Annotated in this window: 21 protein-coding genes; 6 read left to right on the top strand and 15 right to left on the bottom strand. The window is 75.0% G+C overall.

Annotated features, from left to right (window positions below):
• Positions 1-31: 31 nt before the first annotated feature.
• The 5 genes from QQK22_RS03790 to QQK22_RS03805 form a co-directional block, all read right to left on the bottom strand.
• On the bottom strand, positions 32-2,683 hold the full coding sequence (locus tag QQK22_RS03790) for a DEAD/DEAH box helicase (protein WP_431310124.1): 2,652 nt from the start codon (positions 2,681-2,683) through the stop codon (positions 32-34).
• A 10-nt stretch (positions 2,684-2,693) separates the two neighbouring features.
• Complete coding sequence (locus QQK22_RS03795) at positions 2,694-3,845, bottom strand: methyltransferase domain-containing protein (RefSeq protein ID WP_284249533.1); 1,152 nt, start codon at positions 3,843-3,845, stop codon at positions 2,694-2,696.
• Positions 3,846-4,067: 222 nt separating this feature from the next.
• Positions 4,068-4,490: a VOC family protein gene (locus tag QQK22_RS03800; protein ID WP_284249534.1), complete on the bottom strand. Its 423-nt coding sequence runs from the start codon at positions 4,488-4,490 to the stop codon at positions 4,068-4,070.
• Between the two features lie 172 nt (positions 4,491-4,662).
• On the bottom strand, positions 4,663-5,043 hold the full coding sequence (locus tag QQK22_RS18520) for a hypothetical protein (protein WP_348525484.1): 381 nt from the start codon (positions 5,041-5,043) through the stop codon (positions 4,663-4,665).
• A 47-nt stretch (positions 5,044-5,090) separates the two neighbouring features.
• Positions 5,091-6,044 carry a hypothetical protein gene (locus QQK22_RS03805; RefSeq protein WP_348525485.1) on the bottom strand — a complete coding sequence of 318 codons (954 nt, stop codon included), beginning with the start codon at positions 6,042-6,044 and terminating at the stop codon, positions 5,091-5,093.
• 482 nt (positions 6,045-6,526) lie between these two features.
• On the opposite strand from QQK22_RS03805, the gene QQK22_RS03810 reads away from it, so the two are divergent.
• Positions 6,527-7,633 (top strand): DUF4349 domain-containing protein, encoded by a 1,107-nt coding sequence (locus tag QQK22_RS03810; RefSeq protein WP_284249535.1) that lies wholly within the window; start codon positions 6,527-6,529, stop codon positions 7,631-7,633.
• Between the two features lie 21 nt (positions 7,634-7,654).
• On the opposite strand, the gene QQK22_RS03815 is transcribed toward QQK22_RS03810, so the two are convergent.
• From QQK22_RS03815 to QQK22_RS03830, 4 genes are all read right to left on the bottom strand, one after another.
• Positions 7,655-9,310: an ATP-binding cassette domain-containing protein gene (locus QQK22_RS03815; RefSeq protein ID WP_284249536.1), complete on the bottom strand. Its 1,656-nt coding sequence runs from the start codon at positions 9,308-9,310 to the stop codon at positions 7,655-7,657.
• The gene (locus QQK22_RS03820) at positions 9,307-10,116 is read right to left on the bottom strand and encodes an ABC transporter permease (RefSeq protein ID WP_284249537.1); all 810 of its coding nucleotides are present in this window, start codon (positions 10,114-10,116) and stop codon (positions 9,307-9,309) included. Before QQK22_RS03820 ends, QQK22_RS03815 begins: the two co-directional genes overlap by 4 nt.
• On the bottom strand, positions 10,113-10,961 hold the full coding sequence (locus tag QQK22_RS03825) for an ABC transporter permease (RefSeq protein ID WP_284249538.1): 849 nt from the start codon (positions 10,959-10,961) through the stop codon (positions 10,113-10,115). The genes QQK22_RS03820 and QQK22_RS03825 overlap by 4 nt, the downstream gene beginning before the upstream one ends.
• 248 nt (positions 10,962-11,209) lie before the next feature.
• Positions 11,210-12,838, bottom strand: coding sequence for an ABC transporter substrate-binding protein (locus QQK22_RS03830; protein ID WP_284249539.1), 1,629 nt, complete (start codon positions 12,836-12,838; stop codon positions 11,210-11,212).
• Between the two features lie 97 nt (positions 12,839-12,935).
• Between QQK22_RS03830 and QQK22_RS03835 the strand changes: the two genes are divergently transcribed.
• Complete coding sequence (locus QQK22_RS03835; RefSeq protein WP_284249541.1) at positions 12,936-13,517, top strand: TetR/AcrR family transcriptional regulator; 582 nt, start codon at positions 12,936-12,938, stop codon at positions 13,515-13,517.
• A 31-nt stretch (positions 13,518-13,548) separates the two neighbouring features.
• Here QQK22_RS03835 and QQK22_RS03840 read toward each other — a convergent pair whose 3' ends face one another.
• Complete coding sequence (locus tag QQK22_RS03840; RefSeq protein WP_284249542.1) at positions 13,549-14,547, bottom strand: arsenic resistance protein; 999 nt, start codon at positions 14,545-14,547, stop codon at positions 13,549-13,551.
• 52 nt (positions 14,548-14,599) lie between these two features.
• Between QQK22_RS03840 and QQK22_RS03845 the strand changes: the two genes are divergently transcribed.
• Positions 14,600-14,923, top strand: coding sequence for a ribosomal protein L7/L12 (locus QQK22_RS03845; RefSeq protein WP_284249543.1), 324 nt, complete (start codon positions 14,600-14,602; stop codon positions 14,921-14,923).
• Between the two features lie 22 nt (positions 14,924-14,945).
• Here the strand turns inward: QQK22_RS03845 and QQK22_RS03850 are convergent, their stop codons facing one another.
• From QQK22_RS03850 to QQK22_RS03870, 5 genes are all read right to left on the bottom strand, one after another.
• Positions 14,946-15,599, bottom strand: coding sequence for an IMPACT family protein (locus QQK22_RS03850; RefSeq protein WP_284249544.1), 654 nt, complete (start codon positions 15,597-15,599; stop codon positions 14,946-14,948).
• Positions 15,596-15,847 (bottom strand): hypothetical protein, encoded by a 252-nt coding sequence (locus QQK22_RS03855; RefSeq protein WP_284249545.1) that lies wholly within the window; start codon positions 15,845-15,847, stop codon positions 15,596-15,598. The genes QQK22_RS03850 and QQK22_RS03855 overlap by 4 nt, the downstream gene beginning before the upstream one ends.
• A complete protein-coding gene (locus QQK22_RS03860; protein WP_284249546.1) occupies positions 15,844-16,467 on the bottom strand; it encodes a hypothetical protein in 624 nt (207 codons plus the stop codon). The genes QQK22_RS03855 and QQK22_RS03860 overlap by 4 nt, the downstream gene beginning before the upstream one ends.
• Before the next feature lie 84 nt (positions 16,468-16,551).
• Positions 16,552-17,454, bottom strand: a complete 903-nt coding sequence (locus tag QQK22_RS03865) for a 3-methyladenine DNA glycosylase (RefSeq protein ID WP_284249547.1) — start codon at positions 17,452-17,454, stop codon at positions 16,552-16,554.
• A gap of 4 nt (positions 17,455-17,458) precedes the next feature.
• Positions 17,459-18,673: a heparan-alpha-glucosaminide N-acetyltransferase domain-containing protein gene (locus QQK22_RS03870; protein WP_284249548.1), complete on the bottom strand. Its 1,215-nt coding sequence runs from the start codon at positions 18,671-18,673 to the stop codon at positions 17,459-17,461.
• A gap of 87 nt (positions 18,674-18,760) precedes the next feature.
• Between QQK22_RS03870 and QQK22_RS03875 the strand changes: the two genes are divergently transcribed.
• From QQK22_RS03875 to QQK22_RS03885, 3 genes are all read left to right on the top strand, one after another.
• A complete protein-coding gene (locus QQK22_RS03875; protein ID WP_284249549.1) occupies positions 18,761-19,558 on the top strand; it encodes a class I SAM-dependent methyltransferase in 798 nt (265 codons plus the stop codon).
• A 112-nt stretch (positions 19,559-19,670) separates the two neighbouring features.
• Positions 19,671-20,216 (top strand): hypothetical protein, encoded by a 546-nt coding sequence (locus QQK22_RS03880; RefSeq protein WP_284249550.1) that lies wholly within the window; start codon positions 19,671-19,673, stop codon positions 20,214-20,216.
• A gap of 39 nt (positions 20,217-20,255) precedes the next feature.
• Positions 20,256-21,029, top strand: a complete 774-nt coding sequence (locus tag QQK22_RS03885; RefSeq protein ID WP_284249551.1) for a fumarylacetoacetate hydrolase family protein — start codon at positions 20,256-20,258, stop codon at positions 21,027-21,029.
• Positions 21,030-21,139: the final 110 nt, after the last annotated feature.

Raw genomic sequence — 21,139 nt, forward strand, 5'->3', positions numbered from 1 at the left:
TCCACGATCGTCGTCGGACCCGAGCCTAGATCTACAGGGGACCGAGCGACACCGGGCGCACCACGACCTCACCGAGGTCGTCGCACGCGTCGAGGTCGACCTCGAGCACGAGGCGCCAGTCCCGGTCGCCGTCGGGATCGGCGAGGATCTGGGTGACGTACCAGGTGCGCCCCTCGGGCTCGACGAGCAGCAGGGACGCGGAGCGCGCCGCGCCATCGGTCCCGATCTCGTCGTACTCGGTCCAGTAGGGCCCGAGGGCGTCGGCCCAGCGCTGCGGGTCCCAGCCCGCGTCGCCGTCGAGCGCCCCGAGCGCGGCGTACTGCTCGCGCGCCAGGAGCTCGACGCGGCGGAACGCGGCGCCCCGCACAGCGGTGCGGAACGCGCGCTCGTTCGCGGTGAACGGCGGCGGGGTCTCGGCGTCGCCGAAGCGGCGTTCGGCCGCCTCGAGCTCGGCGTCGGTCAGACCGTCGGCGTCGACGGCGTCGCTCGCCGCGCCCGAGAGGGCCTCCCACTCCGACAGGAGCGAGGAGTCGACCTGGCGCACGAGCTCGCCGAGCCACGTGAGCACGTCCTCCACCTCGTCCGTGCGCATCTCGGCGGGGACGATCTGCCGCATCGAGCGCAGCACGTCGGTGAGGTAGCGCAGGACCACGCCCTCGCTGCGGGCGACGCTGTAGCGGGAGACCAGCTCCGAGAACGTCATGCCGGTCTCGATCATCTCGCGCACCACGGACTTGGGCTCGAGCTCGGACTCGGCCGCCCACGGGTTGGCGCGCGCATAGATCTCGAACGCGCCGGCGAGCAGCTCGGCCAGCGGCTGCGGGTAGGTGACCTCCTCCAGCAGCTCCATGCGCTCGTCGTACTCGAGTCCGTCGGCCTTCATCGTGCCGATCGCTTCGCCCCGGGCCGCGTGCTGCTGCGCCATCAGGACGGGGCGGGGACCCGGCGTCGTCGCCTCGATCACGGAGACCACCTCGAGGGCGCGCGTGAACGGTTCCGCCTCGGGGTCCAGGAGCTCCATCGCGGCGAGCGCGAAGGGTGCGAGCGGAGAGTTGAGCGCGAACTCGTCGGGCACGTCGGTCTCGAGCGTGACCGTCGGTCCGCCGCCCGTGACGTACTGCCGGGGCGTGTGCTGGACGAGCCCGGCCGAGCGCAGCGAGCGGTAGATGCCGATCGCGCGCCGCACGTGCGGATCGGCGGCACGCTCGGGCTCGTGGCTGCCCGAGATGAGCGCGGACATCCGCGCGACGGGGTCGCCCGGGCGCGCCAGGACGCCGAGGACCATGGCGTGCGTGACGTGGAACTGCGACGTCAGCGCCTCGGGCTCCGCCTCGCGCAGGCGTTCGAAGGTCTTGTCCGTCCAGTTGACCTGGCCCTCGGGCGCCTTCTTCCGCACGATCTTGCGGCGCTTGCGCTCGTCGTCGCCCGCCTTCGCCAGGGCCTTCGCGTTCTCGATGACGTGCTCGGGTGCCTGCACGACGACGTCGCCCACGGTGTCGAAGCCGGCGCGACCGGCGCGCCCGGCGATCTGGTGGAACTCGCGCGCGCTCAGGTGTCGCTGCCGCACGCCGTCGAACTTGGTCAGACCCGTGAAGACGACCGTGCGGATCGGCATGTTGACGCCGACGCCGAGCGTGTCCGTGCCGCACACCACGCGCAGGTGCCCCGCCTGCACGAGGCGCTCCACGAGCCGGCGGTAGCGCGGCAGCATGCCCGCGTGGTGCACGCCGATCCCGAGGCGCAGGAGCCGGGAGAGCGTCTGGCCGAACCCGCGCGCGAAGCGCTCGCCGGTCAGCGCCTGCGCGATCGCCTCGCGCTGCGGCCGCGAGGTGACCTGGACCGAGGTCAGGGCCTGGGCCCGCTCGAGCGCCGCGGCCTGCGTGAAGTGCACGACGTAGACGGGCGCGCGCTGCGTCGTCAGGAGCTCCTCGATGACCTCCGTGAGCGGCTGCAGCGAGTAGGTGAAGGTGAGCGGGACGGGGCGCTGCGCGTGCGTGATCATCTGGCACTCGCGGCCCGTGCGGCGCGTGAGGTCGCGGGTGATCGCACTCATGTCGCCGAGCGTGGCCGACAGGAGCACGAACTGGGCGCCCGGGAGGTCGAGCAGCGGGATCTGCCACGCCGACCCGCGCTGGGGGTCGGCGTAGAAGTGGAACTCGTCGGCCACGACCACGAGGTCGGCGTCGTTCTCGGTGTTGGCGGGCGTCGCACCGAGCTGGCCCCGGAGCGTCTGCGCCGCGAGGATCTCGGCGGTGCAGCAGATGATCGGCGCACCGGGGTTGATCGCGATGTCGCCAGTGACCATGCCGACGTTCGCGGCGCCGAACGTGGCCGCGAGGTCGAAGAACTTCTCGCTCACGAGCGCCTTGACGGGCGCGGTGTAGAACGTGCGAGCGCCCCGCGCGAGCGCGGCGGCGTGGGCGGCGATCGCCACGAGGCTCTTGCCGCTGCCCGTCGGGGTCGCGAGCACGACGTGCTCACCCCCGAGGATCGCGAGCGCCGCCTCCTCCTGGTGCGGGTAGAGGGTCACACCCCGGCCCGCGGCGTAGGCCTCGAACGCCTCGTAGGCGTCGTCCGGCGAGGTGCCGGGCGCCAGGGCGAGGGGGTGCTCGGGGGCGGTCACGGCGGTCGCCGGCGGGCGGACGGTCGCGGGTGCGGCGTGGGAGCGGGCGGGGGAGGGCACGTCCTGCAACCTACCCGGGGCGCCTGGTCAGCCCGACCAGCACCTCGGAGTGGGTGGTGTGCGGGAACATGTCGAGCACCTGCGCGTGCTTCACGCGCAGCGACGGCATCGCGGCCAGGTCGCGGGCCAGGGTCGTGGCGTTGCACGAGGAGTACAGGACGTGACGGGCGCGCGAGGTCTCGAGCCAGGCGGCCAGCCCCGGGCCGATCCCGCGCCGGGGCGGGTTGACGACGACGACGTCGGGCGCCGCCGCCGGGTCGCCGAGCGCGACGTCGGTCGCGTCGTCGGCGCGGAAGCGCGCCCTCGCCAGGCCGAGGTCGGCGGCGGTGCGTCCGGCGCTCGCGACGGCGTCGCGCGAGACCTCCACGCCGAGGACCTCCAGCGTCGGCATGGCCGCGGCGGCGTGGAGGGCGAAGCCGCCGACGCCGCAGTACAGGTCCCAGAGCGTGCGCGGCTCGAGGCTCGTCAGCCAGTCGGTGGCGTTGCGGTAGAGCGCGGCGGCGACCGCGGTGTTCGTCTGGAAGAACGAGCGCGGCCGCAGGTGCAGCGGGAGGTCGTTGACGGTCATCGTCAGCGTCTCGCCGTGCAGCACGATCTCGTGCGGGCCCTCGAGCACGGCGGCGTGCTCGGGGTGGATGTTCAGGCTGACGACGGCGAGGCGCGGCAGCACCCGACGCAACGCCGGCAGGTGCTTGCGGATGCGGACCTCGGCCTCGCGCGAGCGCAGCACGAAGCGCACCATGAGGTCGCCCGCCTCGTTGGCGGTCACGAGCAGGTGCTTGAGCTCGCCGCGGCGGTGGACGAGGTCGTAGGGGGTGAGCGACGCCGTCGTGACGAATGCGGCGAGGGCGGGCAGGGCGCGCTCGATCGCGGGGGCGTGGAGCGGGCAGCGGGTGAGGTCGCTGACGGCGCCGCGGGGGCCGTCGACCGCCTGGATGCCGAGGACGGGGGCGGCCGCCGTGCCGCCGACGACCATCTTCGCCTTGTTCCGGAAGCCCTGCTCGGGGCTCATGACCGGGGCGCGCCAGACGTCGTCGGGCAGGTTCAGGTCGGCGAGGGCGTCCCGGACGCCGGCGACCTTGGTCGCCAGCTGGTCGACGGGCGGGAGGTGCAGGAGGGTGCACGAGCGGCACAGGTCCCGCTCGAGGTAGTCGCACCGCACACCCGCGATCCTCCCACCCCGCGCCCCCACCCACCGCGAGAGGATTGCGGACCCTCGCGGAGAGGATTGCCGACGCTCACGACGGCGATCCTCTCGGCGAGGGTCAGCAATCCTCTCGCGGAGAGGATTGCCGACGCTCACGACGGCGATCCTCTCGGCGAGGGTCAGCAATCCTCTCGCGGAGGGTCGACAAAGCTCTCGCGAACTGCTGCGGGCCGCGAACTACTGGGGGTCGGCGCCGATGTTGACCATCCAGAACGTGCCGAAGCGGTCGGTGACCATCCCGAAGTGGTCGCCCCACGGGGCGGCGACCAGGTCCTCGACGATGTGCCCGCCGTCGATCAGCTTCGCCCACTGCGCGCGCAGGACCTCGGCGTCCTCACTCCCGCCGAACAGCGACACCGCCACCGACGAGGCCTCGGGCAGGGACATCGACGCCGGCGTGTCCGACGCCATCAGCCACGCGCGCCCGTCGATCACGAGCTGGCTGTGCATGACCTTGTCGGCGTCGGCCGGGTCCTGCGCCAGCCCGAAGTCACCGAACGTCGAGACGGTCGCCTCACCGCCGAACACGTCGGCGTAGAACTCCATCGCCGCGCGGGCGGTGTCGCGGAACTGCAGGTAGGGGTTGACGTTGATGGTCATGGGTGGCTCCCTGGTCGGCGCTGCGTCTCTGTGGTGGATCGCAGGGTAGACCCGGCGTGCCGCGGGAACTCATCGGTGGCCGCGCCTCGAGTTCGGGGCCGAGTGCCGAGGTCGGGCCTCTCGGCCCCGAACTCGGCGCGGAAGCCCGAACTCGCGGGGATCCGGGCGCGATTCAGTCGAAGATGTCGTCCATCAGGCCGCCCAGCACCATGCCCCCGAGGATCCCACCGGCCAGCCCGCCGAGGTCGTTGGTGCGCCGTCCGCCGCCGAGCCCGCCGAGCGCCCCGAGGCCGCCGAACCCGCCGTCGCCGCCGCGACGCCGCCCCCGGCCGTCGTCCCAGCCCCACTCGTCCCCGTGCTCGCCGTCGATGTCGCGCCGCGCGAGGTCGAGGGCCTGCGACGCGAGCTGCGCCGCCCGCCGGGCGAGCCCGAACGCCTGCTCGCGCGCGTCGTCGTCGGTGCCGTGGCGGTGCACGTCGGTCAGCGCGCGCTCGGCCTCCGCGAGGCGTGTGCGCGCGTCGGCCCCGATGTAGCCCCGGTGACCAGCGATCACGTCGCGCGCGACCGCGAGCTGCCGCTCGGCGTCGTCGATCGCGTGCGTCAGCGCCTCGCGCGACGGCGCGGGCCGGGCCGCCCGGTCGCGCGCCCTCGCGACGGCGTCGTCCAGGGCTGTGTTCGCCTCGCGCAGGCGCGAGAGGTCGCCGAACGGGTCCGACGGCGTCCCCGCCGCCGGGAGCGCGGCGAGCGCGGCCTCGAGCTCGGCAGCGGCCGCGCCGGTCTCCGGCGTGGCAGGCACCTCGCGCAGGGCGACCAGGTCCCCGCGCGAGTCCGCCACGACGGCGGCGAGCGTCGACTCCGCGCGCAGCGCCTCGATCTCGTACGTCTCCACGGCCTCGAGCAGTGTCGCCGAGCGCCGCACCCCTCCGTGGCCGCCTCGAGCGCGACCGTCGATGCCGCCGCGTTGCCGGCGTCACGGCGGCGCGCGGCGACGTCGAGGCTGTGCTCGGCGAAGGAGATGAGCTGCTCGACCTCGCCCGCGTTGTCGGCGACCTGCCGCAGAGCGGCGGGGGAGTAGCGCTGCTGCAGCCGCTCCAGCGTCTCGTGCGCCGCGGGCAGCTGGGCGCGCACGCGCGCGGCCTCGGCACGGACGTTCTCGACGACCGCGGGGGCCTCGCGGACCTTCGCGACGGCGCGCTCGAGCTCACGCGTCTTCTCGTCCAGCAGGTCCTGGGCCCAGTCGGCCAGCTGCGCGATGCGTGCGTTGCGCTCGCGCAGCTCCTGCGGGGTGTCCGGGATGTCGTCGGTGTTGAGCTGGTGCAGCCGGAACGCCTCGCCGAGGTGGGTGCGGACGCTCGCGACGGCGGCGCGCAGGTCCGCGGTCGCGGCCTCCCCGAGCTCGGCGACGGCGAAGTCCAGCTCGTCCGCCGTCAGGCGCAGGCGCTCGTCCGCCTCGACGAGAGCGCGGCCCGCGCGCTGCGTGAGCTCGCGGTCGCGCTCGCCCTGCTCCTGCTCGTCCTGCTTCCTGCGCGTGCGACCCCAGAAGAGCGATGCCATGAGGGCGAGTGTAGGTCGGGCGCCTGGGCGCGGGCTCGGGGATGACGGGGCCGGTGCGCGGACGAGCGGTCGGACGATCGGACGATCCCGCCGGGCGGTCCGGCCGCGCCATCGGGCGGTTCGACCGCGCCGTCGGGCGGTCCAGCCACGGCTTCGGGCGGTTCGACGTCCGGCGATCGACAGCCGCTGCGAGCATCGGTGCAGGTCAGAGGGATGGCGAGGTGGGCGGGCTGTGGACGACGGTTCGCCAGACCGCCCGACGGCTGCGGCGAACCGCCCGAGGGGGCTGGTAGACCGCCCGAAGGGCCCGCGAACCGCCCGACGGTCCGGACGGAGCGCTCTCGTCGAGTGCGTCCGGGCGGCTGACGGCGAGCCGCGGATCACAAACGCGTCACGATCTAGGCGGTCCTGCAAGATCACGCCGTTCCGCGGACACCCTGGGGTCACGGGGCGAACGCCCACCGACGAGGGAAGGCCGGACGATGAGCGCACGAGGCACCTCCGCAGCACCGCCCGCCAGGACACCGCGTCCCGGTCGCACCACCCGGGCCGCCAACCCGATTGCGACGGCGTCGACCACCGCCGCCCTCGCCGTCGGACTCGTGCTCCTCGCGGGCTGCACCGGCGGGGGCGCCAGTGACACGTCGGGCGTGCCGGCGATGCCGATGTCGGGCGACAGCGCGGACCGGGCCGGCGGCAGCTCCGAGTCGGCCCGGAGCGAGTCCGGGTCGACGAGCGGACCAGCCGCCGGTGACGAGGCAGCGACGACCGCCCCCGCCTCCGTCACCACCGGCGCCGCGGCCGCCGACCGCCAGGTCATCTCCACCGGCTGGGTGGACGTCGTGGTGGACGACCCGGTCGCCGCCGCCGGCGAGGTCGTCACGATCGTGGAGGGCGCCGCGGGCTGGATCGACAGCCGCTCGATTGTCGCCGAGACCGAGGACGAGCCGGCCTCGGCGACGCTCGTCACCCGCATCCCGTCCGAGGTCCTCACGGCCACGCTCACCGAGCTCGACACGGTCGGCGACACGGTCCGCAGCGAGATCGAGGCCGAGGACGTGACGGGCACCGTGCAGGACCTCGACGCGCGCATCCGCGCCAAGGAGCTCTCCGTGGAGCGGCTCGAGAACCTCCTGGCGAACGCCACGACCAACGCCGAGCTCATCGAGGCCGAGTCCGCGCTGACCGCGCGCCAGTCCGAGCTCGAGGAGCTCCATTCGCAGCGCAACCGGCTCGGCGACCAGGCGGCGATGTCGACCATCACGCTCGAGCTGACGGTGGCGGAGGAGGACGAGGAGGAGCCGGCCGTGGAGCCGCGCGGGTTCAGCAGCGGCCTGTCCGACGGCTGGGGGAGCCTGACCACCTTCGTCACCGGTGCGCTCGTGGTGCTCGGCGTGCTCCTGCCGTGGCTCGTGGTGGCCGCTGCGCTCGGGGGCGCGGTGCTGCTCGTGCGCCGCATCCGTCACGGTCGCGCGACGACACCGGTGGCGACGGCGACGGCATCGCCTGCCGCGACCGCGACGGACACCTCGAGCACCCCGGCACCCGAGGCGCCCGCACCGGAGGGCGGACACGACGCAAAGGACTGAGCCGAGCGCCGAACGGGACCCCTACGTCCCCGCCTCGAGCAGCGCGCGGGTGAACGGGTGCGCGGGCGCCGCCCACACCGCCTCCACCTCACCCCGCTCGACGACCGCGCCGTCCTTCATCACCACGACGTCGTCGCACACCTGCCGCACCACGGCGAGGTCGTGCGAGATCAGCACCAGCGAGAGCCCACGCTCCGCCTGCAGCCGGAGCAGCAGCGCCAGGATCTCGGCCTGCACGGTGACGTCGAGCGCGGAGACGGGCTCGTCGCACACCAGCACGTCGGGGTCGGCGGCCAGCGCCCGGGCGATCGCGACGCGCTGGCGCTGACCGCCCGACAGCGTCCGGGGGCGTCGCGCGAGGATCTCCGGACCGAGCAGCACCTGCGCGAGGAGGGCTGCGCCGTCACCGGGACGCCGCCCGGCGCTGCGAGCGGCGTCGCGCAGCACGGCCGCGACGTCGAGCCGCGGGTCGACGCTCGCCAGCGGGTCCTGCGGCACCAGCCGCACCCGGCGCCGCAGCGGTCGCCGTGCCCGTTCGGTCAGCGCGCTCCACGGCTCGCCGCCGAGCGTCACCTCGCCGGCGTCGGGCCGCTCGGCCGCGAGCAGCAGGCGCGCGAGCGTCGACTTGCCCGACCCCGACTCGCCGACGACGCCGAGCGCGCGTCCCGGGAGCAGCGTCACCGACACGTCGTCCACCGCGCGGACGACGCCACCGCCGGGAAGGCCGTAGGTGCGTGACACCCCGGTCGCCTCGAGCGCCGGAGGGCCCGACGGCGGGGCCTCCGCCGTCGCTCGCGCCGCGGAACGCGACTTCGGCCCCCGCGGCACGGCGTCCACCAGCCGCCGCGTGTACGGGTGCGACGGCGAGGAGAGCACCCGCGCCGTCGGCCCCTCCTCGACGACGAGTCCGTCCCGCAGCACCACCACCCGGTCGGCCACGCGCGCGACCGCGCGCAGGTCGTGGCTCACGAGCACCATCGCGCTGCCGGAGTCCCGCAGCCGGGCGAGCAGCGCCAGCACCCCGGAGGCGACGGTCGCGTCCAGCGCCGTGGTCGGCTCGTCGAGCACGAGGAGGTCCGGCGACCCCACGATCGCCGAGGCGATGAGCGCGCGCTGGCGCATCCCGCCCGAGAGGTCACCGGAGCGCTGGGACGCGCGCAGCGCCGGGTCGTCGAGCCCGGCGTCGGCGAGCGCGGTCAGGACCGCCTCGCGCCGCCGAGCGCGCGGCAGGGTCCGCCCGCCGTGCGCGTCGAGCGTCTCGGCGACCTCCGCCCCGATCGTGCGCAGCGGGTCCAGCGAGCCGAGCGCGTCCTGCATCACGAGGCCCACCCGTCGCCCGCGCAGGCGCCGCCACCGTCGCTGCCCGGCCCCGCGCACGTCCTGCCCGGCCAGCTCGAGGCGGGCCGCCGCCACGTGGGCGCGCGAACCGCCCTCGCCGGCCAGCCCCAGCAGCGCCCGCGACAGCACGGACTTGCCCGCCCCGGACTCACCCACGACGGCGACGCACTCGCCCGCGTCCACGTGCAGCGACACCCCGTGCAGCACGGGTGTCGCATCCCGACCACGCCGGCCGCGCCCGAACGCCACCGTCAGGTCCTCGACCGTCAGCACGCGCGAGGACGGCGTTGCGTCGCTCCCGCCACCCGCGTCGCTCGTGCCGCCACCCGTGTCGCTCATCCCGCCACCCGCCCCAGCCGACGCCCCAGCACGGTCAGCGCCGCCGCCGTGGCCGTGATCGCGAGCCCCGGGCACACCGTCAGCCACCACGCCGAGGTGAGGTAGATCCGGCCGGCGTTCAGCATCGCGCCCCACTCCGGCGACGGCGGGAGCGCCCCCAGCCCGATGAAGCTCAGCGCCGCCACCCACACCACGGCCTGCCCGACGCCGAGCGTCACCACGGCCACGAGCGGCCACAGCGCGTTCGGCAGCACGTGCCGACCCAGGATCCAGGCGCCGCCGCGGCCCTCGAGCCGCGCGGCCGCGACGTACCCCGAACCCGCCACGGTGCGCGCCCGCGCGCGCAGGATCCGGGCGTACCCGGGCGCCGTCGCGAGCCCGACGGCGAGCACCGACGCCCCGACCCCGGGACCCTGCACCGCCACCAGCAGCAGCGCCAGCACCATCGTCGGCAGCGCGTAGAGCACCTCGACGACGCGTGCGACGCCGGCGTCGAGCCACCGGGGACCCAGGCCTGCCGCGAACCCCAGCACGAGCGCGAGCCCGGTGCCGATCGCCGTCGCCGCGAGCCCGACGCCGAGCGAGGCCGACGCACCGTGCACCACGCGCGTCCACACGTCGCGCCCGGACTCGTCCGTGCCGAACCACACGCCCCAGCCCGGTGCGCGCATGGCGCCGGCGGGGTCGATCGCGGTGGGGTCGCCGGGGGCGATCACGTCGGGTGCGACCACGGCGGTCACCATGAGGAGCACGACGGCGAGCGCGACCCCGCCCGGGACGCCCAGCCGGGCGGCCGTCGCCCTCACGAGAGGGCCACCGGCTGCTCGCGGGCGGCCGACGACGTCGCCGACGCCGTCGTCGGCCCGCCGGTCCCACCGCGACGACCCCGCCGCCGCCCGCCACCCTCGGCCCGCGTCCGCGGATCGAGCGCGCGCTCGGCGAGGTCGGTGAGCGTCACGATCACCACGTACAGCAGCGCCACGAGCACGACCGCGCCGATCACCAGCGGGACGTCTCCCACGAGCGTCGCGTCCACGAGCAGTCGCCCGAGCCCCGGTCGGCCGAAGAGCAGCTCCACGACCACCGCACCCGAGAGCAGGGACCCGAACGCCCAGCCGGAGAGGGCGAGCACGGGCAGGCTCGCGTGGCGCAGCGTGTGCCGCGCGAACAGGCGCACGGGGCCGGCGCCGCGGGCACGCGCCGTCGTCGCCATCGGGGCGGTCTGCGCCTCCTCGAGGCCGTCGCGCATCAGCTGCCCGAGGAAGCCGGCGAGCGGGACGGCGAGCGTCAGTGACGGCAGCACGAGTCCGGCGAGGTCGCCGGGCGTGCTGGTCGGCGGCAGCCACCCCAGCCCCGCCGCGACGAGCGCGATGAGCACGGCCCCCAGCCAGAAGTGCGGTGTCACCGTGGCCACGAGCTCGAGGCCGCGCAGCACCGCCGCGACGGCGCGTCCGACCGGTCCCCGTGCGCTCACCGCGACCACCGCCACCGCGAGCGCGATGAGCCACGCCAGCACGAGCGCCGCCGCCGCGAGCACGAGCGTGCTCGGGAACGCCTCGCGCAGCAGGTCGGCCACGGGCAGGCGGCGCGAGAACGAGGTCCCGAGATCGAGGGTCGCCACGCGCCAGAGCTGGTCGAGGTACTGCAGCACGAAAGGCTGGTCGAGCCCGTACTCGAGACGGGCGGCGGCGACGGCGTCGGGCCCGGCCTGCGACCCCGGCCCCCGAGGATCGCCTCGAGCGGGTCGCGCCCGCCGGCCCGCAGCGCGAGGAAGACGATCGTGGCCGTGACCCACACGACGAGCGCGGCACGCCCGAGCGCCGTCAGGAGGGTGCCCAGGACCGGGCGCGCGAGGCTCACGACGCCATTCTCACCCGACCTGCTCCGTCTTCCGCGTGCTCAGGAACTCGTCAGTGCGGCGCCCGCGAACGTCGGCGTCGAGACCGTCCCCAGCGTCTCGACCCCCGTGACCCCGCGGGTGAGGAAGTGGTTCTGCTGGTCGTAGAGCGGGAGGATGTAGTAGCCCTCCAGCACGATGGCCTGGGCCTGCGCGTACAGGTCGGTCCGCTCGGCCTCGTCCTGGCTGGCGGAGGCGGCGTCCAGCAGCGCGTCCAGCTCCGGGTCCTTCACCTGGACGTGGTTGGCGAAGTAGCCCGACGGCGCGGGCTGCGTCGAGTCGGAGTGGTACAGGATCCGCAGCACGTCCGGGCCGACCTTCGTGTAGGGCGCGCTGACGGCTTCGTACTCGTTGGCGGCGAGAGCGCCGTACCAGGCGGACAGGTCCATCGGCTCGAGCACGACCTCGAAGCCCGCCTCGTCCGTGCTCGCCTGGATCTGCTCGAACAGCGACTGCTCGGCCGCCACCGACTGGTTCGTGCTCACGGGGAAGCGGACGGTGAGGCGCTCGCCGTCGCGCACGCGGTAGCCCTCGGCGTCGCGCTCGCTCCAGCCGGCACCGTCCAGGAGCGCCTCGGCCGCCTGGAGGTCGTAGCCGAAGAGGCTCTCGTCGGAGTAGGCGGTCGGCTCCACCGAGGCGAGCGGGGAGTAGGACGGCGCGGTCACCCCCGCGAAGAGCGTCTCGATCCCGGGCTCCGGGTTCGCGGAGCGGATGAACGCCTCGCGCACGGCGGCGTCGTCGAACGGCGCCTGGGCGGTGTTGAGCTCGATGCGGTTGACGCTGCCAGGCCGCGGCGCGTCGACGTGGGTGATGTCGGTGCCCTCGGCGGCCACGATCGCGTCGGGCTGCGGGTTGTCGATGACGTTCACCTGACCCGACTGCAGCGCGGCGTAGCGCGTGGCGGCGTCCGGCAGGAAGCGCCAGGTGATGCCGTCCAGGATCGCGGGGGCGGGCTCGCCGTCGGGGGCCACGTGGTCGTCGTTGCGCACGAGGTCGACCTGCTGTTGCGGCACCCAGTTCTCCACGACGAAGGGGCCCGTCCCGATCGGGGCCGCGCAGTTGGCCTCCTGGCCGCGCGCGATGCCCGCGGGCGACTGGATCGCCGTCCACTGCTGCGACATCGACTCCAGCAGCGCCGAGTCCGGTGCGGTGAGGTGGAAGCGCGCCGTGGTCGTGTCGACCACCTCGACCTCGCGGACCTTGGCGACGGCGAGGAAGCCCGTGGAGGAGGCGGTGTCGGGATCCTGGAGGTGCTCGACGTTCGCCTTCACCGCGGCCGCGTCCACGGGGGTGCCGTCGGTGAACGTGCGGTCCGCGGGGAGGGTGAAGTCCCAGGTCAGGCCGTCCTCGCTGACGGACCAGTCGCTCGCGAGCCACGGCGTGATCGTGCCGTCGGCGTCCCGCCCGACGAGTGGCTCGAGGTACTGCGTGGAGATCAGCGCCTGGGGGTAGTTGCCGCCCACGTGCGGGTCGAGGCAGGTGGGTTCGGCGTCACCCGTGGCGTAGACGAGCGTGCCGCCGTCGACGCCCGTTCCGACGGGGGCGACGGTCTCGTCGTTCCCTCCGCCGCTGCAGGCGGACAGGACGAGGGCGAGGGTGCTGAGGGCGATGACGGGGGCGTGGCGGCGCACGAGGATCCTCGGTTCCGAGTCGTCGGGACGCGACCGTTCGTGGTCGCCGTCCAAGAATAGGTGGTTCGTTCGGCGTCGACCGATCTAGGATCGCGTGATGACCACCACACGCGGCGTCGGTCGCCCCCGCGTCGCCTCGCGGGCGCTCCTGGAGGAGGCCGCCTGCGAGCTGTTCCTCGAGCAGGGGTACGCCGCGACGTCGGTGGCCGAGGTGACGATGCGGGCGGGCGTGAGCCGCTCGACCTTCTTCAACTACTTCGACACCAAGAGCGACCTGCTGTGGACCGCGTTCGACGAGCAGGTGCTCGCGCTCGCCGCACGCCTGCGCGACTGCTCGCAGACCGACTCGCCGCGCGCCGACGTCGAGCGGGAGCTGCGCGTCTTCGCGGCGGACCTCGGACCCGACAACGTCGCGCTCGCGTTCGCCCAGGAGTCGGTGATGGGTCTGGGGGAGGACCTGCGCCTCGCCGCGGTGCGCCGCCTCGCGGACGTGCGCGACGCCGTCGCGACCCACCTGCGGGGCCGGGGCGCGACGGCGCTCGCCGCCGAGGCGCTCGGCGCGGCGCTCGCGGGGGCGCTGCTCGCGGCCGTGCGGGCGTGGTCGCTGCGCGGGCCAGGTCGCGTCGCCCTCCCCGAGGTGCTGCAGGAGGCGCTCGACGGCGTGCGCGCGCTCGACTGACGCCAGGGCCCGTGGCGCCCCGGCCGGCTCTTCACGCGCGGTGCGGCACGAGGCGCGGCAGGAGCCGCACGAGCACGACCATCGCCACGAGCTCGACCAGCGTCTGGGTGACGACGGCGAGCGGCGCCAGCGCGAGCGGCGCCGGCAGCGCCAGGGCGAGCGGGAGGACGACCAGGGAGTTGCGCGTCGCCGTCGAGAACGCGACGGCGCGCGTGGCGGGGACGTCGAGCCGCGCGAGCCGGCCCACCGCGATCCCCAGGGCGACCGCGACGACCACGAAGGCGACGTAGAGCGGGACGACCCGCACGAGCGCCGCGAGCTCGTCGCCCACGGCGGCGATCTGCGACCCGACGACCACCGCGAGCGTCGCCATCATCAGCGGGACCATCCCGGTGGCCGCGCCGTTCTCGATCCGCCGACCGACGCGCCCGGCCGCGCCGCGCCGTCGAGCCAGGGCCTGGATCAGGGCGGCGGCCCCGAGCGGCAGGGCGATCAGCACGATGAACGCCCGGACGAACGGCCCGACCTCGATCAGGGCGACGACGTCGCCACCTGCGAACACCCGCAGGAACAGCGGGAGGAGCGCGAGCTGCAGCAGCATCAGCAGCGGCGCCGCGGCCAGCAGCCTGGCTCGCGCACCGCCCGCGAGGCCGGTGAAGACGATCACGTAGTCGACGCACGGGGTCAGCAGCACGAGCAGGACGCCGAGCAGCAGCGCCCGGTCGTCGGCCACGAACCGCGACAGCCCCCACGCCAGCAGGGGCACGGCGACGAAGTTCGCGGCGACCACGACCCCCAGGAACCGCGCGTCCCGCAGCCCGCGCCCGACCTCGGCCATCGGGACCCCGAGGAACGTCGCCAGCAGCAGGAGGCCCAGCACGGGTTCGACGGCGTGCTCGAGCAGGGGTGCGACGCCGGGCCACGCCAGGCCCACGAGCGCACCCGCGCCGATGGCCGCGAGGTACAGGGGGACCTGGCGGCGGTCCCACCACGCGACGAGGGGCGGCGTCACGGGGGCGGCCTGATCCACGCCGTCGATGCTAGGTCCCCCTCGGGCGTGGTCCGCGTCGGATGATGGCTCGATGGGACTCTTCTCCGCCGGTGACCCCGCCCTGGAGCGACGGGTGGTCGAGCTCGAGCGCCAGGTGCGCGAGCTGTCCGTCCGCCTCGCGGCACTCGAACGGGGTGGCGCCTTCCCGGGCGTCTCCGACGCCCCCGTGGCGGCCGTCGGACGTCGGGGCGCACCCGCGTGGGGCTCCCCGGTGGGCTACGAGCCGAGCGAGCTCGTGATCGACCTGCTGCGGCGGAACCGCAAGATCGAGGCGATCAAGCGCGTGCGCGAGGAGACCGGGTGGGGTCTGAAGGAGGCCAAGCACACCGTCGACCGGATGGACGGCCGGTACTGACCCTCCGGCCCCGACGTCGTCGTCACACCCAGCGTTCGCCGACGTCACGCACGCCCGCCGCGCCCGCGCTCGCGCGCTCGACGACGCGGTGCACCTCGCCGGTGCGGTCCGGATCGGCGTCGATCAGCAGCTCGACCTCCTCCCCGTAGGTCGCCTCCAGGACCCAGCCGCGCCGCCGCGCCTCCGCCTCGATCGCCGCGGCCTGCGCGTAGGAGGCCCGGACGGCGTGCCTGCGCAGCAGCGTGCGACGCCGGAGGCTCGCCTGCGCCAGCGCGTCGACGACCCCGCCGCGGTACGCGCGCGCGAGCCCACCGGTCCCGAGCAGGACCCCGCCGAAGTACCGCACCACGATCGCGACGACGTCGCTCACCCCGGCCGCCCGCAGCGCGTCCAGCATCGGCGCGCCGCCCGTACCCGAGGGCTCGCCGTCGTCGTTGCTGCGCTCGAGGTCGCGCCGCGGACCCAGGATCATCGCGGTGACGTGGTGCCGCGCCCGCGGGTGCAGCGCTCGCACGTCCGCGATGCGCTCGCGCGCCGCCGGCTCGTCGGGGACGGGGGAGAGGAAGGTCAGGAAGCGCGACCGGGAGATCTCGCGCTCGACGACGACGTCGCGCCGCAGCGTCGTGTAGGACGTCGGACCCTCGGTGGTCGCGTCGCGGGGTGGCGGCTCAGTCATCGGGGCGCGGGGTCGTCGCCCGTGAGCGCCTCCAGCCGGGAACGGGCGGTCCGGGCGCGTCGCTCCGCGCTGCGCAGGGTGGTGCGCCAGGTCGCGACGTTGCTGCGCGTGGAGTCGCGGTCCCGGATCATCGCGGCGAGCTCACCCTCCAGCGCCTCGAGCATCGTCTCGAGGGACTCCACGGTCTCGCGGGCCGCCGCGAGGTCGTTCTCGGCGTCCACGAGGTCGGCGGTGGCGCGCTGGATCACGACGGCGCCCGCGGGGAGGTGTCCTCGGCGGTGTCGTCGTCGCTGTCGCCGTCCGGATCGCCGTCGGGCGCCGGCAGGAGGGTCACGGTCGGCCCCGCCGGACGCTCGTCGACCGCCATCAGCGCGGTCACGAGCGTGAACCCCTCGTGCACCACGGTCCGGGCGCAGGTCCCGGCGCGCACGACGTCGGCGACCTCGGGGTCCATGACCGCCGCGGTGAGCGTCTCGAGCACGCGGGTGAGGGTCTCGTTCGACGGCGGTCGCAGCCCGCTCGCGGCCTGCTCCTCCCCGTGGTGCCACAGGAGCGAGACCAGGCCGTCCGCGCGCAGGCGACGGGCGCGGTCCAGCCGCATCAGCTCGGCGCGGTCGCGGGCGAGGGTGGCGGCCCGGAGATCGGCGCCGAGCGCGAGCAGCTGCTCGAGCTCGTCGGGCCAGTGGCGGTGCAGGGTGTTGACCCAGCACGCCGCGACCGTCGGCTTGGCGACCTTGCGCAGCCGTGCCGCACCGACCTCGTCCCCGCTCGCTCGCAGGGCCGCGACCTCACGCGCCCGGGCCGCGACGAACTCCTCCGGCGGGAGCTCGTAGAGCGCAGCCACGACGTCGCGGGGGCCGGAGGACATGGGCTGAGCATGACGGTCGGGAGGGCGCCGCGTCCACCTGCGCCCCGGGGGTGGTCGCGACCGGGCGGCGGGGTGCGGCAGCGTTTACGCCGCCAGCACGGCCTCGCAGACGGTCAGCAGTCGCGCCCGGATCGGTGCCGCCCGGGCGCTGAGGTCCCGCTGCGCCGCGACGTAGGCCGCCTTCCCGGCCGGCTCCTCGATGCGCACGGGTGTCAGCCCGTACGAGGAGACGTCGTAGGGCGAGGCCCGCATGTCGAGCTCGCGGATCTCGGCGGCGAGCTCGAAGGTCGCGAGCGCGAGGTCACCCGAGACCGCCGGGCCCAGGTGGACGACCGTCTTCATCAGGTCCATGCCGACGTGCAGGCAGCCGCCCTGGTCGAGGTCGACCTGCGTCTCGCGCGTCGGCGCGAGCGAGTTGAGCGGCCGGGCGTCGTCGGTGAAGAACCGAAACGCGTCGATGTGGCTGCACTGCAGCCGGTGCTCGCGCACCACGCGGTCGGTGCCCGCCTCGCCGAGGCGGAGCGGCAGCGCGTGCCGGTGCTCACCAGCGGCCTCGCCGTAGACCATCGCCCACTCGTGCAGCCCGAAGCAGTCGAACCGCGCCGGGCGGTCGGTCACGGCGCCCAGCAGCCGGTGGTGGAAGCGCACGGCGCCGCCCCGGTCCCGGCGGAACGCGACGGCGTCGAGCGCCACGACGCCGTCGTGCTCCGCGAACCAGCGCGCGTGCGCGAGCCGGTGCTCGCCCGCCCCCGCGAGCCCCACCCCGACGCCGGGGCTCCAGCGCGCGAGCGCCCCCGGCTTGAGGGGGTAGTAGGTGAAGAGGAAGTCCTCGACGGCGTGCGTCGCCCCGCGCGCGCGGCGGTCGCGGAAGGGGGCGGTGAGGCGCTCGGCGCGCGTGACGTGGTCGTCCTCCAGCCGCTGCCAGCTCGCGGGGTCGAGGACGACGCCGCGCTCCGGAACACGCGGCGCGACCACCTCGGTCGTCACGTCGTCACCTCGTCATCCCCCGCGTCGCGGCGACCGAGGTGAGCTTGAGCAGCCGCTCCAGCGGACCCTGGCCGAGGGTGAGGCGCCAGGCCCAGGCGAACGCGATCGACGCCGCCGCGAGCGCGACCAGCGGCACGTTGGACTCCGGGTAGTAGACGGCGTTCTCGCCCAGGATCGCGATGACGACGAGCTGGATCGAGTAGATCGTCAGCGACATCGAGCCGAGGGCCGCGAGCGGGGCGAGGGCGAGGTCGCCGGCGCGGATCGACGTCGCGAGGAGGCACACGCCGATGACGGCGAGCGCCACCCCGATGTTGCCCGTCACCTCGAGGCCGGAGTCGGAGTGCGGTTCGATCGAGACCAGCACGTCGGGCCAGAACAGGGGATCGAACGGCCCGGACCGCTCACCACTGGCGAGCGCGGCGCCGAGACCGTAGGCGCTCGCGGCGAGGACCACGCCGACGCCGACGAGCCCGGCGGCGTAGCGGCGCGAGGCGAGCGCGCCGCGGCCGACGACGATCCCGACCAGGACGTAGGCCATCCACACGATCGCGGGGTAGTAGCCGAGCACCAGCTCACCGACGACCGGGCCCTCCCACAGGTAGATCACGGTCGGCTGGACGCCCCCGGTGAAGGACTGCCGCAGACCGTGCACGACCACGGGGCCCAGCGTGATTGCCAGGGCGGCCAGGCCGAGGAGCCACCCGTTCCCCAGGCGCAGGAGCGGCAGGGCGAGCAGGAACAGCACGGCGTAGATCGTGAGGATGACGACGACGGGCGTCCCCAGCAGCTGCAGCACGAGACCGAGCCCCAGGAGCAGCAGGCTGCGGACGGCGATCCGGGCCCGCAGCACGCGCCAGCCCGGGCGGTCCTCGCGCGCCGTCGAGCGCGACAGCAGGGCGAGGCTGACACCGGCGAGCGTCGCGAACAGGGCGGAGGAGCGGCCGTCGAAGATCCACATCCACTGCTCGCCCCAGCCGCCGCCGCGGGCGTCGTGGCCGGTGCCGAGGTGTGCCACGAGCATGCCGAGGACGGCGATCGAGCGCGCGACGTCGACGCCGCCGAGCCGGCGGCGGGGTTCGACGCGACCGGGAAGCGCCGACGTCGCCGGGCTGCCGGCCGGGCCCGGGGCCGAGCCGGGGGTCGGCGCGGGGGCGACGCCGGGCACGGACGCCGTCGCGGGCAGGGGAGTCCCCGGGGGGAACTGCGGTGCGCTCATCGCGGCCAAGCCTAGGAGACGTCGCCCCGCCGCCGGGCGCGGTCCGGGGCGAGCGCTACGGTGGAGTCACGCGACGAGGAGGTTGCCATGTCCCGCTACATCCACGGCCACGCCGAGAGCGTGCTGCGGTCCCACACCTGGCGCACCGCGCGGAACTCGGCGGCCTACCTGCTGGACGACCTCGGGCCCGGGCTCGACCTGCTCGACGTCGGCTGCGGTCCGGGCACCATCACCGTCGACCTCGCCCAGATCGTCGCCCCCGGGCGCGTGGTCGGGATCGACACGTCGGTCGAGGTGCTGATGAAGGCGTCGGAGCTCGCCGTCGCGCGGGACGTCGAGACGGTCTCGTTCGAGCAGGCCGACGTCCACGAGCTGCCCTACGGCGACGCGAGCTTCGACGTCGTGCACGCGCACCAGGTGCTGCAGCACCTGCCCGACCCGGTCTCGGCGCTCGTGGAGATGCGGCGAGTCCTGCGCCCGGGCGGCGTGCTGGCCGTGCGCGACGTCGACTACGGCGGCATGCGCTGGTTCCCGCTCGTCCCGGGCCTGGAGCGCTGGCTGGAGGTGTACCAGCGGGTGGCGCGGAGCCACGGCGGCGAGCCCGACGCCGGACCGCGGCTGCTCTCCTGGGTCCGGGCCGCCGGGTTCACCGACACGACGGTGACGGCGTCGACGTGGTGCTACGCGGACGAGACGACCCGGCCCTGGTGGGCGGGGGTGTGGGCCGACCGCGTCCGGCACTCGCGGTTCGCGGAGGAGGCGACCCGGCTCGGGCTCGCGGACGCCGGAGCGCTCGAGGACCTGGCGCAGGCCTGGCGAGCCTGGGGCGAGAGCGACGACGGCTGGTTCGCGATGGTGCACGGCGAGGTCGTCGCCCGCCGCTGAGACGCTCGGCGCTCCAGCGCCGGGGCGCCGCCCACCGGCACGGCCTACCGTGGGCGGGTGCCGCGGCGCACCCGAACCGGTGCGTCCCCGACCCCGACCGACGGAGATCCCCGTGACCAGCACGCCGACCGCCGCCCTCGCCGACCGCGTCCGCCCCGCTCTGGGTACCGCGGTCCTCACGACCGCCTACTTCGCCAGCCCCGACGTCATCCGCTCGCGCGCGGCGCGGGGCGTGCTCAAGACCGCGCTCATGATCGCCATCACCGGCATCGCCGTCCGGGACTGGCGCGAGTCGCGCGCCGCGGCAGCGCTCGCGGCCCCCGAGCACGACGGCGTCGGTGACGCCGGGCACCCTGGTCAGCCCGAGCAGCCCGAGCAGCCCGGGCACCCGGAGCACACGACCGCGGACCTGATCCGCCGGATCCCACCCGAGCGGGGTGCGGTGATGGCCGCCGTCGCCGGGGCCACGTTCGCGGCGTCGATCGTCGGGACGGTGGCGACCGAGCGCTGGATCTTCCGCCGCGGCGAGGCGCGCCGCGCCGCGGGTGCGCGGCTGGCGCACACGCTGCCGGCGCTGGCGTGGGGCGCGGTCGCCGGGGCGCTGTCGATGGTTCCCGACCCCGAGCTCGTGAACGGCCAGGGCGACGACGCCGCCTGACGTCGCTGCCCGACCGGTCGCGCCGCCTAGGCTGGGGACATGCTGATCGCTCGTGTCGCCGTCGGCGACGACCCCCGTTACGCCGTCGTCGAGGGGGAGGGCGAGGACCTCACCTACGCGCTGATCGCGGGTGACCCGCTCTACGCGGGGGTGGAGCGGACCGGCCAGGTGCTGCCCGGCGACGCGGTGCGCGTGCTCGCGCCGGTCATCCCGCGCTCCAAGGTGGTGGGCATCGGCCGCAACTACGCCGAGCACGCGGCGGAGCTCGGCAACGAGGTCCCCGAGGCGCCGATGGTCTTCCTCAAGCCGAACACGGCCGTCATCGGGCCGGACGACCCGATCGTGCTGCCCTCGTTCTCGAGCGACGTCCACTACGAGGGCGAGCTCGCCGTCGTCATCTCGCGCATCTGCAAGGACGTGCCGGTGACGCGTGCGGGCGACGTGATCTTCGGGTACACCGCCGCGAACGACGTCACCGCGCGCGACCAGGGCGCCACCGGTCCGTGGGCGCTGAAGAAGGCGTTCGACTCCTCGTGCCCGCTCGGCCCGTACATCGCCACCGACCTGGACCCGGGCGACCTCGGCGTGCGCACCTACCTCGACGGTGAGGTCGTGCAGGACGGTTCGACGGCGCAGATGGTGCGCGGCGTGCACGAGCTCGTCGCGTACGTCTCGACGATCTTCACGCTTCTCCCGGGCGACGTGATCCTCACGGGCACGCCGGCCGGCGTCGGCCCGATGGTGGCCGGCCAGCGCGTCGAGGTGGAGATCGACGGCATCGGCCGCCTGTCGAACCCGGTCCTGCGCCGCTGATCCGCCGCCGGACCGAGGCTTCCGGCCCGACGGCGGCCCTCACCTAGGCTGGTCCACCGTGAGCACGCCTACCTCCCGCCCCGTCAAGGTCCGCTTCTGCCCGTCACCCA

It is taken from the genome of Litorihabitans aurantiacus (assembly GCF_030161595.1).
Classification (GTDB): domain Bacteria; phylum Actinomycetota; class Actinomycetes; order Actinomycetales; family Beutenbergiaceae; genus Litorihabitans; species Litorihabitans aurantiacus.

What these genes read in the sequence shown, in the direction of transcription:
- QQK22_RS03870 (WP_284249548.1), bottom strand. Translation starts at nt 18,673, where the DNA reads ATGAGCGCACCGCAGTTCCCCCCGGGGACTCCCCTGCCCGCGACGGCG.
- QQK22_RS03835 (WP_284249541.1), top strand. Translation starts at nt 12,936, where the DNA reads ATGACCACCACACGCGGCGTCGGTCGCCCCCGCGTCGCCTCGCGGGCG.
- QQK22_RS03805 (WP_348525485.1), bottom strand. Translation starts at nt 6,044, where the DNA reads ATGGCATCGCTCTTCTGGGGTCGCACGCGCAGGAAGCAGGACGAGCAG.
- QQK22_RS03875 (WP_284249549.1), top strand. Translation starts at nt 18,761, where the DNA reads ATGTCCCGCTACATCCACGGCCACGCCGAGAGCGTGCTGCGGTCCCAC.
- QQK22_RS03800 (WP_284249534.1), bottom strand. Translation starts at nt 4,490, where the DNA reads ATGACCATCAACGTCAACCCCTACCTGCAGTTCCGCGACACCGCCCGC.
- QQK22_RS03860 (WP_284249546.1), bottom strand. Translation starts at nt 16,467, where the DNA reads ATGTCCTCCGGCCCCCGCGACGTCGTGGCTGCGCTCTACGAGCTCCCG.
- QQK22_RS03810 (WP_284249535.1), top strand. Translation starts at nt 6,527, where the DNA reads ATGAGCGCACGAGGCACCTCCGCAGCACCGCCCGCCAGGACACCGCGT.
- QQK22_RS03885 (WP_284249551.1), top strand. Translation starts at nt 20,256, where the DNA reads ATGCTGATCGCTCGTGTCGCCGTCGGCGACGACCCCCGTTACGCCGTC.
- QQK22_RS03845 (WP_284249543.1), top strand. Translation starts at nt 14,600, where the DNA reads ATGGGACTCTTCTCCGCCGGTGACCCCGCCCTGGAGCGACGGGTGGTC.
- QQK22_RS03850 (WP_284249544.1), bottom strand. Translation starts at nt 15,599, where the DNA reads ATGACTGAGCCGCCACCCCGCGACGCGACCACCGAGGGTCCGACGTCC.
- QQK22_RS03815 (WP_284249536.1), bottom strand. Translation starts at nt 9,310, where the DNA reads ATGAGCGACACGGGTGGCGGCACGAGCGACGCGGGTGGCGGGAGCGAC.